Origin of the sequence: Ferrovibrio terrae (assembly GCF_943372915.1) — a bacterium.
In the GTDB taxonomy this organism is placed as follows: Bacteria; Pseudomonadota; Alphaproteobacteria; order Ferrovibrionales; family Ferrovibrionaceae; genus Ferrovibrio; species Ferrovibrio terrae_A.
This window is the reverse complement of record NZ_CALSAN010000013.1, coordinates 18,986-32,688: the sequence shown is the minus strand read 5'-3', so window position 1 is coordinate 32,688 and position 13,703 is coordinate 18,986. Positions and strand designations below refer to the sequence as shown.

Here is a 13,703-nt window from a genome sequence, read left to right as displayed (position 1 = left end):
GATGCGATCTTGTCCCCCTGCCGTATCAGTGTCGGATTTTTGCCCGGACGGCGGCATTTGTGCGCCGCATATAAAGAATTGTAACCACGGACGCCGTAGAATTGTAAACAATTTTCACCCTGCCCGATTCGAAGGCAGTCGGAGTATTCCGTGAGCGACAACAGCCCTGAAAACCGTCGCGCCATTGCCTGGCGGATCAGCGTCTATTTTGCCGCGCTGTTCGTGGTGCCCGGTATTCATCTGCCATTCTTCTCGGTGTGGCTGCAGTCGCGCGGTCTTTCACCAACCGAAATTTCGGTGATCCTGTCCTCCGGCATCCTGCTGCGGCTGGTGGCCGGCCCGATGGCCGCGCATGCGGTCGACCGCAATGGCCGCCGCCGCCAGGCCATCATCGTGCTGACCTGGCTCAGCCTTGCCTTCTATATCCTGCTGGGCTGGACGGAAGGCTTCTGGCCGATGCTGGGAATCTGGCTGCTGCACACCGCTGCCTGGGGACCGATTGCGCCGTTCAGCGAAAACATCGCCGTGCTGGCCAGCACGCGGCACAATCTGCAATACGGCCGCCTGCGGCTCTGGGGCTCGCTCAGTTTCCTGGTCACCGCCTATCTTGCCGGCCTGTGGCTGAAGGGACGCGACGACAACTGGATCTTCATCCTGTTGCTGATCGGCATGGTGGGCCTCGCGCTCAGCAGCCATCTGCTGCCCGATCTGCGCCTGCCGCTCAACCGACCGCGCATGGTCGGCGCGCCGGCCATGCGGCTGATGCGCAGCCCGCTGTTCCTGGCCTTCCTCGGGGCCAATGCCTGCCTGCAGGCCAGCCATGCGATGTTCTACACCTTCGGCACCCTGCACTGGCGCAGCCAGGGCCTGAGCGATGCGCAGATCGGCTTTCTCTGGGCCGAGGGTGTGCTGGCCGAAGTGATTCTGTTCGCGGTTGGCCAGCGGGTGGCGCAGCATGTCGGCGGTGTCGGCCTGCTGGCGCTGGCGGCGCTGGGAGGCACCATCCGCTGGAGCTTCACGGCCTTCACCGGCGATTTTTCCGTGCTGGTGGCGCTCAACCTGCTGCATGCCGCCACCTTCGGCTGCGCCCATCTCGGCGCCATGCGGCTGCTGGCCGAAGGCGTCGATGCCGATGCCTCGGCCTCGGCGCAAAGCCTGTACAGCGCCGGCAATTCCGCCTTGCTGGCGGCCGGCACCCTGATCGTGGGTCCGCTGTTTGCCGCTTTCGGCGGTCTGGCCTATCTCGCCATGCTGCCGCTGTCGCTGGGCGGCGGCCTGTGCGTCGCGCTGCTGTGGCGGCAGCGCAGGGGCGTTCAGTTCGTCACGCCCGCCGCCTGAACGGGCGCGAGCGCAGCCACAGGTAAAGCCCGGTGGCAAACAGCAGCGCCGGCAGCAGCCCGGAGATGAAAACAATCAGGCGTCCCACGGCGCCGAACAGATAGCCGGTATGCAGCGGATAGGGCAGCTGGTCGATCACCAGATTCGCCGCCGGCAGTTCCGAGACGCGTTGCAGGTCCAGCACGCGCCCGGTGGCATCGAACAGCACATAGCTGCGGCCGTTCTGATGAATTTCGTCGGGCTGGCGCAGGCGGATGCGGGTGGTGCCGCCGGGCCGCGTCGGCGGCGAAATGAAAACCGGCCGCGCGCCCGGGATCAGGCGCTGCGCCTCGGCCAGCAGCTCATCCACCGATCTGGCCGTGCCGATCTCTGCCGGTCGTGCCGCTGCGGCAGCGCCGAGCGGACGGATGCCACCCAAAGCGGTCATCGCCGGCAGCAGGGCATCACGAAAGCAAATGGCGCTGCCGCTGAGCGCCAGCAGCAACAGCGGCAGGATCATGGTCGCGCCGCCAACCTTGTGCAGGTCAAAGCTGCGGCGATACCATGACATGCCGCGCCACTTCATGGTCAGCGCCTGCTTCCACGCGCGCCATCGCAGCTGTGGCCACCACAGGATCGCGCCGCTGATGGCGCTGAAGGCCAGCGTGAGCCCCACCCAGCCCAGGATCTCTCGGCCGGGTGTCGCCAGCAAAAGACGGCTATGCAGGTCCAGCAGAAAGGCAAACAGCTGCTGTCCCGGCAATGGTGCGATCAGGGTGGCGGCGTAGGGATCGATCAGCACGGTCTGCCGGCCGCCGCCGGGCATATCCAGCGTGGCCTGCACCGGCCGGTCGGCCGTTTCGGGATAGCGCAGATAGGCCACGCGGCCGCCCGCCTGCTGGGCGGTGGCCAGGAAGTGCGATGGCGGCGCCAGGGCCTCGCCGGGTGCCACATGCATGATGCGGGGGTAGAGCAGGTCGAGAATCTCTTCCTGATACACCATGGCGCTGCCGGTCAGGCCGAGCATCGCGAAAACCGCGCCCGCCGCCAGGCCGATCCATAAATGCAGGCGGCGCCAGATCTGTCTCAGCGTCACTGGCGCCGCCTCTTCAGACTCAGAACACGAATTTGGTGGTGATATACGCGGTTCGCGGTGCGCCGGCAAACAGGCCGCCATTGGCCTCGATGCTGGCGCGGGTGAAATACAGCTCGTCGAAGATATTATTGACGCCGGCCGCCACCGTCACGCCGCTGGGGAAATCATACGCAACCTGGCCGTTAAACAGCACATAGCCCTGGATCGGCCCCAGTTTGCCATTGGCACTCGACTCGACAGTGTTGGTGTCGTCAGCGTGCTGTTCCGACTGGCCGTAGGCATTCAGATTGAAGGTCCATTCGCCAGTGCGATATCGCGTGCCGACCGTGCCGACATGCGGGGAATACAGCCCCAGTTGACGACCGGCATTTGCGCCCTGCTCGCGTGTCGCCTCGGTATAGGCATAGGTGGCGTAGACGCTCAGGCCCTTCAGCGCGGTGTAGAGTGTGCCGAGATCATATTCGGCCGCAGTCTCGATGCCCTGGTGCTTGGTGGCGCCGGTGTTGATGTTGACGCTGTTGACGCTTTCGATCTGGTTGTCGAAGTGGATCAGGAACAGGCCGCCCTCCAGCGACAGGCCGCCGGCCTTGTAGCGCGCGCCGATCTCGTAGGTCTTGGCGCGTTCCGGTTCCAGGCTGCCGGCGCCGGCAGCAGTCGAGTCGCCCAGGGCCAGATGCGTTACCGGATTGAACGAGGTCGAGTAATTGGCATAGGTGAACAGGTCGCGATTCACCTCCCAGCCGACGCTGAGCGAGGGCAGGGGTTCTTCGTATTTTTCCGTGTCGCGGAAGCCGGTCAGCTTGTTGAGGCGTTCGACCTCCACTTTCTCGAAGCGGATGCCGGGCGTCACCGTCACGGCACCGACCTTCATGGCATTGTCGACATAGACGGCATGCGCCTCGGTCGAGCCCTCGGTATAGCGGTTACGCGCCTCGGCAACGCCGAAAGGATTGAAGCCGGCGGCACCGGTGCGGCGGAAGCGCATCTCGTCGGTGGCTTCCGTCATGTAGCGATAGCCGATCGATGCGGCATGCTTGACGATGCCGGTTTCCGCCAGGGCCGTGAAGCGCGGCTCGAAGCCATAGACGCTGTAATTGCGCGGCAGGCGGTCCAGGATGGTCAGCGATGCGTCGCTGCCGCCGTTGACCGAAGTGGCGGCGGCTGAGGCGATGGTGAGTTCGCGGAAGCTCTCGGTGTGGAAACCGGTCGTCTCCAGGCGATAGTCGCCGTTGAACTCGTTCACGTATTTCAGCACATACTCGTCGCGCTCACCCTTGAAGCGCTCGCGGGAATGCGTCGACTGGTAGGGGTCGGCGTTGAAGGCCGCCTGGGTCAGCGGGCCGGGCGTGCTGGCATCGGCATTGTAGTGACGCAGGCGGGTTTCCAGTCGGCTGGTCTCAGTCAGCGCCAGGCGACCCTTCAGCATGAAGTCGTCGATATCCTGATTGGTGTTGTCGCGGTAGGATTCGCCGTGATTGCCGGAATAGAACACGGCCAGGCCGGAGCCGTTCTGCAGCGAACCGCCGGCCATGATGTCGGACTTGCCGAGCAGGCGGCCATTGGCGTCATTTCCGGCAGTGCTGTCGCCGCGCAGGCTGATCTCGCCGCCATAGGGCGTGGTCGGGATATCCTTGGTGACGAAATTCACCACGCCGCCGGAGGTGCCGGGCCCATAGCGTACCGAGCCGCCACCCTTCACCACGTCGATGGCCTGCAGCATGCCGAGCGACACCGCGCCCAGCGAGGTTTCCGGCTGGCCATACAGCGCATTGGCCAGCGGAATGCCGTCCATCAGGATGGTGGCGCCGGCGCTGAGCCGCGAGGTCATGCCGCGAATGCCGATGTTGAGGGCATAGTCGCCGCCGCCGCTGCCGTTGGGCGGCGGGGTCTGCACGCCCGGGATGGCGCGGATCGCCTCGGTCACGGTGGAGGCCCCGCTCTGCTCGAACTGCTCCTGGCGCACCACGCTGCGGCCGCCGGCATGGGTGCGCACCACTTCCGGATCGGCCTCGCCGAGCCAGTCGCCCGCCGCCGTCACGGTGATGCCCTGCAGCTGTACGGGCTGGCTGTCCTGGGCCAGGGCCGGCTGGTTCGCCAGCAGGGCCATGGCTGGCAGCGTGAGCAGAAGGCCAAGAGCTGTGGCCGAACCCCCGAAGTTTTTCATAGTGAGACTCATTATTAATATCAGAGACGCAATGTTTCCTACGAAAGATTGTGACCTGTCAAGGCGGTTAAGCCGCTGCACCGGATAAGAAAAAAGCCCGCGGCAGTGCCGCGGGCTTTCAGGGCCGGTCTAAAAAACTGCCGGTTATGCGGACTTGGTCGCGGTCGGCGGCAGCGGCAGGGCGCGGAACACCATCCTGGTGCCGCTCATCAGCGCATTGGCCACCGCCGGCGCCACCGGCGGGGTGCCGGGTTCGCCGATGCCGGTCGGCTTTTCCGTCGACGGCACGATATGCACCTCCACCTTGGGCATCTCGTGGATGCGCAGCACCTCGTAGTCGTGGAAGTTCGACTGCTCGACCGCACCCTTGGCCATGGTGATGCCCGGCTTGATGGTGGCCGAGAGGCCATAGCCGATGCCGCTTTCCACCTGCGCCCGGATGATGTTGGGGTTGATCGGCATGCCGCAATCGACCGCCGCCACCACCCGGTCCACCTTCCAGCTGCCATCGGCCTGCAGCACCACTTCCGCCACTTCCGCTACGAAGGACGAGAAGCTTTCATGCACGGCGATGCCGCGCATGCGGCCGGCCGGCAGCGGCTTGCCCCAGCCGGCTTTTTCGGCGGCCAGGTTCAGCACGCCGAGATGACGCGGATGCTTGGTCAGCAGCTTGCGCCGCAGGGCCAGCGGATCCTGCTTGGTCTCCGCCGCGATCTCGTCGAGGAACACCTCGGTGGCAAACGCGGTATGCGTGCTGCCGACCGAGCGCCACCACAGCACCGGCACGCCGGTCTTGGTGGTGTGCAGTTCCACGCGCATATTCGGGATGGCATAGGGCAGGTTGGCGGCACCTTCCACCGAGGTATGATCGATGCCGTCCTTGACCATGAACGCCTCGAATGGCGTGCCGGTCACGATCGACTGGCCGACGATGCGATGCTGCCAGGCGATGATCTCGCCCTTGTCGTCGATGCCGGCCTTCAGCACATGGTGATACATCGGGCGATAGCGGCCGCCCTTGATATCGTCCTCGCGCGTCCACACCAGGCGCACCGGCGCCCGACCATTGATCGCCTTGGCGATCTCGACGCCTTCCACGATGTAGTCCGACTGGATGGTGGCGCGGCGGCCGAAACTGCCGCCGGCATAGATCGTGTTGATCTTCACCTGCTCGGGCTTCATGCCCAGCACGCCGGCCGCGTTCATCTGGTCGATGGTCTGGAACTGGTCGCCGGCCCAGATCTCGACACCGTTGGCATCCAGCTTGACCACGCAGTCCAGCGGCTCCATTGGCGCATGGGCCAGATACGGGAAGTCGTAGGTGGCTTCCAGGATCTTCGCGGCCTTGGCAAAGGCGGCGTCCACATCGCCGTCCTTGCGCGCCGGCAGGCCTGGTGTCTTCGCCAGCGCCTTGTACTCGGCCAGGATCTCGTCGGTGCCGCGCTTTTCTGCGGCGGAGTCATCCCACTGGATATCCAGCGCCTCGCGGCCCAGCTTGGCGGCCCAGAAATTCTTCGCCACCACCGCCACGCCGTTGGAAATCTGCACCACATCCACCACGCCGGGCACGGCTTTCGCCTTGGTGGCGTCAAAGCTCTTGACCTTGGCGCCGAACAGCGGCGCGCGCTGCAGCAGCGCTGTCAGCATGCCAGGCAGCTTGACGTCGAGGCTGAACTGCGCGGTGCCGTTGCTCTTGGCCCGCGCATCCAGACGCGGCACATCCTTGCCGATCAGGGTGAACTTGGCCGGGTCTTTCAGTGGCACATCGGCGGGCGGCGTAATCGCAGCAGCCTTCACGGCCAGCTGGCCGAAGGTCGCTTTCTTGCCGCTGGCGGCATGGCTCACCACGCCTTTCGACACGGTGATCTCCTTGGCCGGAACCTTCCACTGCTCGGCGGCGGCACTCACCAGCATGGCGCGTGCGGTGGCGCCCGCCTTGCGCAGCTGGTCCCAGGAATTCGCCATGGCAGTACTGCCACCGGTCCCTTGAATGGTGCCGAAGGCGAGGTTGGCATAGAGCTTGGCATCGGCCGGTGCGCCTTCGGTGCGCATCTGCTTCCAGTCGGCATCCAGCTCCTCGGCCACGATGGTGGCGAGGCCGGTATAGGTGCCCTGGCCCATCTCCAGATGCTTCGACAGCACGGTGACGGTGTTGTCGGGCGCGATGCGGATGAAGGCGTTGATCATCGCCGGGGTGCCGGCGGCAGCCTTCTGCGCCATCGCATGGCGCGGCATCCAGTGGAAGCCGACAACGAGGCCGAGGCCGGCGGCGCCGGCTCCCTGCAGGAAGCCGCGGCGCGAGGCTTGCGGCAGTTTGATCTTGCTCTGCTCGGTCATGGCTTAGGCCCTCACGGTCTTGGCGGCGTCATGGATCGCGGCGCGGATGCGCACGTAAGTCGCACAGCGGCAGATGTTGCCCTGCATGGCCTCGTCGATCTGGGCGTCATTGGGTTTCTTGTTGTCGGTCAGCAAAGCCACCGCCGACATGATCTGGCCGGACTGGCAATAGCCGCATTGCGCGACCTCATGCTTGACCCAGGCGGCCTGCACCGCCTGCGCCACCTTGCCACCAAGGCCTTCGATGGTGGTGACCTTCTGGCCTTCGATGGCCGAGATCGGCGTCGAGCAGGCGCGCACCGGCTGGCCGTCGACATGCATGGTGCAGGCGCCGCACTGGGCGGCGCCGCAGCCGAACTTGCTGCCGGTCAGGCCGATCTCGTCGCGCACGGCCCAGAGCAGCGGCATGTCGGGATCGACATTCAGGCTGACAGCCTTGCCGTTCAATGTGAATTTGGTAGCCATTGTGGTCCTCCACTGGGGCGATGAAGAATGGATTGTGAAGACAAAAAAGCAGACGCCATGCCTGGTCGGGAAACGCGTCCATGGATGTTAAAAAGCATCGTGGGGCATTCGGGCGGCCCCTTGCTGGTCAGCTTGCGCAGTATACCTCAGCTGGATCGAAACCCGCCTTGCGATTTCGGTACCATGGCTTAATTGATCGATGCTGTGACGGCAGACAGAAATTCATGCGATGACAGACAAAAAAACCAGTGGTCTTGCCGGCCATCCTGCGATTATCTGTGTGCATGACCCAAGCATATAAAACTCCGGTTCCGATCAGCAATAAGGCACTTGTGGCGACCGATAGGCACCTGCCGGAAACCAATGGAAATGATGCGCCGGTGGCCTGTGCCGCCGCGAGTTGCACCTTCACCAAGGAAACCGAAGAGCTGGTGCGCGACCTGATGGTGCGCTTCGGCGACAAGTGGAGCCTGCGGGTGATGGACGAGCTGTATGAGCGCGGCGCCATGCGCTTCTCGCGCCTGCGCGAAACCCTGCAGGGCGTGAGCCAGAAGATGCTGACGCAGACGCTGCGCCAGCTGGAGCGCGACGGCGTGGTGGCGCGCAAGGTCTATGCCGAGGTGCCGCCGCGCGTCGATTACGAACTCACCCCGGCCGGCATCGAACTGAGCGAGGCGCTCTGCGGCGTCTGGGAATGGGCGATCCGCAACGAACAGCTGGTCGGCGCCGCGCGTGCCGCTTTCGACCGCCAGGCGAAATCCCTGCCCAAGGATGACTAGGCTTGCCGTCGTCCTGCTGCTGGCCTGCTGCGCCATGGCCGCGCCGGCTGTCGCACAGGCCGATCTGTTCCAGCCGATCTTCGCGGTGACGCAGCATCCGCGCTGCGCCAACTGCCACACCGATACGGCGGCGCCGCTGCAGCGCGATTTCCGGCCGCACCAGCCGGCCGTGCAGCGCGGGCCCGAGGGCAAGGGCGTTGCCCGGCTCACCTGCGCGGGCTGTCACAAGCCTCAGAATACCGCCGCGGCGCCGGGCGCGCCGGACTGGCGCATGCCCAAAGCCGGCGATGCCGTGTTCCGCAACCGGCCGGCCGGCGATCTGTGTCGCGATCTGCGCGAGCCGCAGCGCAATGGTGGGCTGGAGCCCGAAGCCCTGGGCAGGCATTTCGCCGAAGACCCGCTGATCGGCTGGGCCTGGACGCCGGGCACCGGGCGGGGCAGCCCGGCACTCAGCCGCGATCATCTGGTGGTGGCGGTGGCGAGCTGGCTGCGCGCCGGTGCGCCCTGTCCGGACTGATGTTTGCCGGGGCCATAGTTTGCTAGACTGCGGCAAAAATCCGGGAGGCAGCCATGATGGCACTGGATGATGTGATCGACACCTATTGCGCGGCGTGGAACGCGCCCGATGCGGCCGAGCGCAACCGCCTGCTGCGCTTGGCCTGGACGGCGGACTGCCGCTACAGCGATCCGCTGGTGCAGGATCTCGACCGCGCCGCCCTGGTGACGCATATCGGTACGCTGCTGGAGAAGTTTCCCGGCAGCACGATTCGGCGCAGCAGCCTGGTCGACAGCCACCACGGCCTGCTGCGCTTCGGCTTCATCCGCTATGCCGCCGATGGCAGCGTGATGCGCGAAGGCACCGATTTCTGCCTGCTGGGCGAGGGCGGCCGGCTGCAGCGCATCACCGGCTTCTTCGGGCCGCTGGTTCCCCTGCCGGCATGAAAAAACCCGCCACATCGCTGTGGCGGGTCGGTTTTCCTGGCTGTGCCGGATGTCGGCTTAGTCCTTGGCGCGTTCCATATAGGTGGCGCCTTCGCTGATATTGATGACGATGCGCACGCCCGACGAGACATGCGGCGGCACCATCACGCGCTGGCCGTTCTCGACGATGGCCGGCTTGTAGGACGAGGAGGCGGTCTGGCCCTTCACGGTCGGCTCGGTCTCGGTGATCTCCATGATCACGGTCTGCGGCAGCGACACCGACACCGGCTTGCCGTCATACAGCGCGATCTCGACCTTCATGCCTTCCTGCAGCCACACGGCCTGTTCGCCCACCACTTCGGCCGGCACGGCGATCTGCTCGTAATTCTCGGTGTCCATAAAGGTGTACATGTCGCCTTCGGCGAACAGGTAGCTGAACTCGCGGGTATCGATGAACACGCGCTCGACCGACTCGGTGGTGCGGTAGCGCTCGGTGGTCTTGATGCCGGTGCTCAGGTCGCGCAGGTCCAGCTGCATCACCGGCGTGCCCTTGCCGGGCTGGATGTTCTGTGCCGTGATCACGGCCAGCAGCTTGCCATTGATCTCGACCACGTTGCCCTTGCGGAGCTGGTTGGCATTTACCTTGGGCATGGAAGCGTATCTCCGAAAACGAATAGCGGGCCCCGACAAGGACCCGCTTGCGAAAAAACCGCGCGGAAACTATCAGGTTGGGACTGCCTTCTCAACCCGAGTCGGTGCGAAAAGTCACGTGGAATGACCACTTCCGGACAATCCGGCCCCCCGCCCTGGTGGCATCCCGAGCTTTATGCCCGCCGCCGGCCCAATCTGCTGTTGCGCCAGGCGGTTCTGGCTGCGCTGCGGTCGTGCTTTGCCGGGCTCGGATTCGTCGAGGTCGAGACCCCGGCCCTGCAGGTCTCGCCGGGGCTGGAGCCGCATCTCAAGGCCTTCGAGACCCGGCTGGAACACCCCGACGGCAGTACCCGGCCGCTGTATCTGCACACCTCGCCCGAATTCGCCATGAAAAAGCTGCTGGCGGCCGGCGAACCGAAGCTGTTCCAGCTGGCCCCCGTCTTCCGCAACGGCGAGCGCGCCGCCACCCATCATCCCGCCTTCCTGATGCTGGAATGGTATCGCGCCCAGTCTGACGACGGAAAGCCGGCTGACTATCGCAGCATCATGCGCGACTGCGAAACCCTGCTGCAGGCGATTGCGGCGGCCACCGGCCGCAGCACCCTCACATGGCAGGGTCACACGGCCGATATCCTGCAGCCGTGGCAGTATCTCACCGTGCATGACGCTTTTGCCCGCCATGCGCGTCTCGATCTCGGCATCTGCATCGGCGCCGATCCGCATAACCCTGACCTTGCCGCCATGCGTGCCGCCTGCGCCGCGATCGGCGTGCGGGTCGATGCCGGCGACAGCTGGGACGATCTCTATTTCCGCGTTGCGCTGGACAGGGTCGAGTCCCATCTCGGCCTTGATGCGCCCTGCATCCTGTATGACTACCCGATCCATCAGGCCGCGCTCAGCCGGCCGAAAAAAGCCGCACCGCATCTGGCCGAACGCTTCGAGCTGTATGCCTGCGGCATGGAACTGGCGAATGCCTTTTCCGAACTCACCGATGCGGCCGAACAGCGCCGCCGCTTCGAAGCCGATATGGCACTGAAGAAACGGCTCTATGGCTACGATTACCCGATCGACGGGGATTTTCTGGCGGCGCTGCAGCATGGCCTGCCCGATTGCGCCGGCATCGCGCTGGGCGTGGATCGCCTGGTGATGCTGCTGGCCGGTGCGTCGCGCATCGAGGAGGTGCTGTGGCTGCCGGTTTCCGAGTAACGGCCATCCTCGCAGTGCTGCTGCTGGCCGCGGCCTGCGCGCCGCGCCAGCGTCAGGCCGCGTCCTTGCCCGAGCCGACGCAGCCGCCGGCCAGTTCGCAATGGATCGGCCGCGACATCATCCAGGCCGCCTGTCTCAACGATCTGGCCGCCACGGGGGCAAAATTCGAGCTGATCGCCCAGGCCGAGGCCGGCAAGGATGGCTGCACGCTGCAGAATGGCGTACGGCTGATCGCCACCAGCGTCGACCTGGTGCGGCCGGCGGAAATGACCTGCCCGATGGCGTTGCGGCTGATGCAGTTCGAGAAAGAGGTGCTGGTACCCGAGGCCCAGCGCGTCTTCGGCCAGCCGCTCAAGCAGATCAACCACGCGGGGGCGTTCACCTGCAAACGCATGACCGGCAATTCCAGCCGCATCAGCGAGCATGGCCATGGCCGCGCCATCGACATCTGGGGCTTCGTGCTGGCCGATGGGCGGCGCGTTTCGGTGGCCGATCATTTCCGCAGCCAGGGCCGCGAGGGGCAGTATCTGCGCGGCGTGAACCGCGAGGCCTGCAAGTTCTTCTCGGTCGTGCTCGGCCCCAATGCCGATGCAGCGCATGCCAAGAGCTTCCACTGGGATATAGGCCCGTGGAACCGCTGCGGTTCGTAAGGGCCGATTTCGCCGTTACACAGACCGTCACCCTCGGATTTATTCCGAGGGTCCATACCATTCATCCGCGCCTCGGAACGCACAGATGGACCCTTGGGACAAGCCCAAGGGTGACGATCTTTTATTCAGACATTCAGCGTGTCGAACAGGTCGCGCCAGTCCGGATTGGCCGCAGAAATCGTCCGCAGCTTCCATTGCCGGGGCCACAGTTTCATCGTTTTCTCGCGTCGGATTGCCGCTTCGATGCTCTCATGGGCCTCGATGTAAACGAGGTGTTTCAAGCCATATCGCTTGGTAAAGCCATCAACCACACTTTCCCGGTGCTCCCACGCCCGGCGTGCAATATCGCTGGTCACGCCGATGTAGAGCGTGCCATTTGGCTTATTGGACATGATGTAGACCCAGCCACCGGCCATGCAGAAATCTTACAGTCACCCTTGGGCTTGTCCCAAGGGTCCATCCCAACCCTCCGCGTCTCGGAACGCGCGATGGCCCTTGGCGGAGCAGAGTTTTTCGGGTCCGAGGGTGACGGCTTTGGCCGCCCCGCCAGCGATAATGTTCCTATTTCGTATTCATCCGGGGCGGGTTAAACTCGCCCCATGACCCTGCCGCCCCGTTCCGATGCCGATATCGCCGCCCGCGAGGCCTGGGCGGCCTCGTCGCTGCGATTCCTCTATCTCGACCTCAACAGCTTTTTCGCCAGCGTCGAGCAGCAGGATAATCCGGGCCTGCGCGGCAAGCCGGTGATCGTGGTGCCGGTGATGAGCGACACGACATCCGCCATCGCCGCCTCGATCGAGGCGAAGACCTTCGGCATCAAGACCGGCACGCCGGTCTGGGAAGCGAAGCAGAAATATCCCGGCATCGCCATCGTGCCGGCGCGACATGACCGCTACGTGGAATTCCACGACGAGATCAAGGACGAGATCGACCGCCATATCCCGGTCTACAAGACCTGGTCGATCGACGAGGTCTCCTGCGAGCTGATGGGGCCGCAGCGCCTGAAAGACAATGCCATCGCGCTGTCGCGCCGCATCCGTGCCGGGCTGCTGGCCAATCTGGGCGAATGCGTGCGCTGCTCGATCGGCATCGCGCCGAACCAGTTCCTCGCCAAGCTGGCCAGCGACATGCAGAAACCCGATGGCCTCACGGTGATCGAGGGCCATGAACTGCCCGAGCGCATCCTGCCGCTGCCGCTGCGCGACCTGCCGGGCATCGGGCCCAATATGGAAGTGCGGCTGAACGAGGCCGGCATCACCACCATGGCCGCGCTCTGGGCACTGGGGCCCGAGGATGCGCGCCGCATCTGGGGCAGCAAGGAAGGCCCGGCCTTCATCCAGCGCCTGCGCGGCATCGGCGATTACGAGCAGTCGAATGCGCATCGCTCGATCAGCCATGAGCACGTGCTGCCGCCGCAGTTCCGCGATGCGGAATCGGCGCGGCTGATTGCGCGCCGGCTCGGCGTGAAGGGTGGCGCGCGGCTGCGCCGGCTCGGTTTCGTCGCCGGCAATATCGGCATCAAGGTGCGGTTTGACGATGGCCGGCGCTGGGCCAGGGATTTCCGCCTGACCCAGACGCAGGACAATTTCGTCATCCTCGATGCCATCGCCAGCCTGTGGGCGCAGATGCTGGACGAGACCGGACAGCGCAGCGGCAGGCGCCGCGCCCGCTACATGAAGGTCGGCATGTGGCTCACCGGCCTGGTGCCCAAGGATGCCGTGACGCTCGATCTGTTCGGCGGCGCCTCGGGCCTGGAGCAGGATGATGCGGAAGCCGCCGCCAAGCGCGCGAAACTGTGGGAGGCGATGGACAGGCTGAACCAGAAATACGACAAGAAAGACACCGTGCGCATCGGGGCGCTGCCCCAGCACAAGTCCGATTTCATGGGCGCCAAGATCGCCTTCAACCGCATCCCACAGAAGGCAGAGTTCAAGGAATAGGGGCGCCGGCGCTGGCCGCGGGATCGCTCTGGATTTTGGCATTATTTTCCTATATAATCTTACAATGTTCCATTTTCTGCGATTCTATAGAAATCAATGATTTAGACAGGCTGCGAATTCTGGCGAACTCCAGCGAAGCCGAATGAGCGCCCAGGGAAGCTGTACGAATCCCAGCGA

Annotated in this window: 13 protein-coding genes; 7 read left to right on the top strand and 6 right to left on the bottom strand. The window is 64.8% G+C overall.

The features are described from left to right. The first annotated feature begins 150 nt into the window (after nt 1-150). Entirely contained in the window at nt 151-1,338 is a 1,188-nt protein-coding gene (locus AAG821_RS10960) for an MFS transporter (RefSeq protein ID WP_341914360.1), read from the top strand. Here the strand turns inward: AAG821_RS10960 and AAG821_RS10955 are convergent. The 4 genes from AAG821_RS10955 to AAG821_RS10940 all read right to left on the bottom strand — a co-directional run bounded on the left by AAG821_RS10955 (nt 1,322) and on the right by AAG821_RS10940 (nt 7,379). After that, on the bottom strand, nt 1,322-2,413 hold the full coding sequence (locus AAG821_RS10955; RefSeq protein ID WP_341914358.1) for a PepSY-associated TM helix domain-containing protein: 1,092 nt from the start codon (nt 2,411-2,413) through the stop codon (nt 1,322-1,324). The two genes, AAG821_RS10960 and AAG821_RS10955, sit on opposite strands and share 17 nt — an antisense overlap. Nucleotides 2,414-2,432: 19 nt before the next feature. Next, nucleotides 2,433-4,577: a TonB-dependent siderophore receptor gene (locus AAG821_RS10950; RefSeq protein WP_341914356.1), complete on the bottom strand. Its 2,145-nt coding sequence runs from the start codon at nt 4,575-4,577 to the stop codon at nt 2,433-2,435. A gap of 144 nt (nt 4,578-4,721) precedes the next feature. After that, nucleotides 4,722-6,914 carry a xanthine dehydrogenase family protein molybdopterin-binding subunit gene (locus AAG821_RS10945; RefSeq protein WP_341914354.1) on the bottom strand — a complete coding sequence of 731 codons (2,193 nt, stop codon included), beginning with the start codon at nt 6,912-6,914 and terminating at the stop codon, nt 4,722-4,724. Nucleotides 6,915-6,917: 3 nt separating this feature from the next. Then, a complete protein-coding gene (locus tag AAG821_RS10940; protein ID WP_341914352.1) occupies nt 6,918-7,379 on the bottom strand; it encodes a (2Fe-2S)-binding protein in 462 nt (153 codons plus the stop codon). 332 nt (nt 7,380-7,711) lie between these two features. On the opposite strand from AAG821_RS10940, the gene AAG821_RS10935 reads away from it, so the two are divergent. From AAG821_RS10935 to AAG821_RS10925, 3 genes are read left to right on the top strand one after another with little or no spacing between them, the layout of a single operon-like run. Then, entirely contained in the window at nt 7,712-8,158 is a 447-nt protein-coding gene (locus tag AAG821_RS10935; RefSeq protein ID WP_341914350.1) for a helix-turn-helix domain-containing protein, read from the top strand. Next, nucleotides 8,151-8,675, top strand: coding sequence for a hypothetical protein (locus AAG821_RS10930; RefSeq protein ID WP_341914349.1), 525 nt, complete (start codon nt 8,151-8,153; stop codon nt 8,673-8,675). Before AAG821_RS10935 ends, AAG821_RS10930 begins: the two co-directional genes overlap by 8 nt. 53 nt (nt 8,676-8,728) lie before the next feature. Continuing rightward, nucleotides 8,729-9,100, top strand: a complete 372-nt coding sequence (locus AAG821_RS10925) for a hypothetical protein (protein WP_341914348.1) — start codon at nt 8,729-8,731, stop codon at nt 9,098-9,100. Between the two features lie 57 nt (nt 9,101-9,157). Here the strand turns inward: AAG821_RS10925 and efp are convergent, their stop codons facing one another. Then, entirely contained in the window at nt 9,158-9,730 is a 573-nt protein-coding gene (efp, locus tag AAG821_RS10920; protein ID WP_341914346.1) for an elongation factor P, read from the bottom strand. 123 nt (nt 9,731-9,853) lie between these two features. Between efp and epmA the strand changes: the two genes are divergently transcribed. Together epmA and AAG821_RS10910 are read left to right on the top strand one after the other, a co-directional pair. Further along, a complete protein-coding gene (gene epmA, locus AAG821_RS10915; protein WP_341914344.1) occupies nt 9,854-10,936 on the top strand; it encodes an EF-P lysine aminoacylase EpmA in 1,083 nt (360 codons plus the stop codon). Beyond that, entirely contained in the window at nt 10,915-11,586 is a 672-nt protein-coding gene (locus tag AAG821_RS10910) for an extensin family protein (RefSeq protein WP_341914342.1), read from the top strand. Before epmA ends, AAG821_RS10910 begins: the two co-directional genes overlap by 22 nt. Before the next feature lie 125 nt (nt 11,587-11,711). Here the strand turns inward: AAG821_RS10910 and AAG821_RS10905 are convergent, their stop codons facing one another. Next, nucleotides 11,712-12,002, bottom strand: coding sequence for a GIY-YIG nuclease family protein (locus AAG821_RS10905; RefSeq protein ID WP_341914340.1), 291 nt, complete (start codon nt 12,000-12,002; stop codon nt 11,712-11,714). Nucleotides 12,003-12,185: 183 nt separating this feature from the next. On the opposite strand from AAG821_RS10905, the gene AAG821_RS10900 reads away from it, so the two are divergent. Next, nucleotides 12,186-13,526: a hypothetical protein gene (locus tag AAG821_RS10900; protein WP_341914339.1), complete on the top strand. Its 1,341-nt coding sequence runs from the start codon at nt 12,186-12,188 to the stop codon at nt 13,524-13,526. Nucleotides 13,527-13,703: the final 177 nt, after the last annotated feature.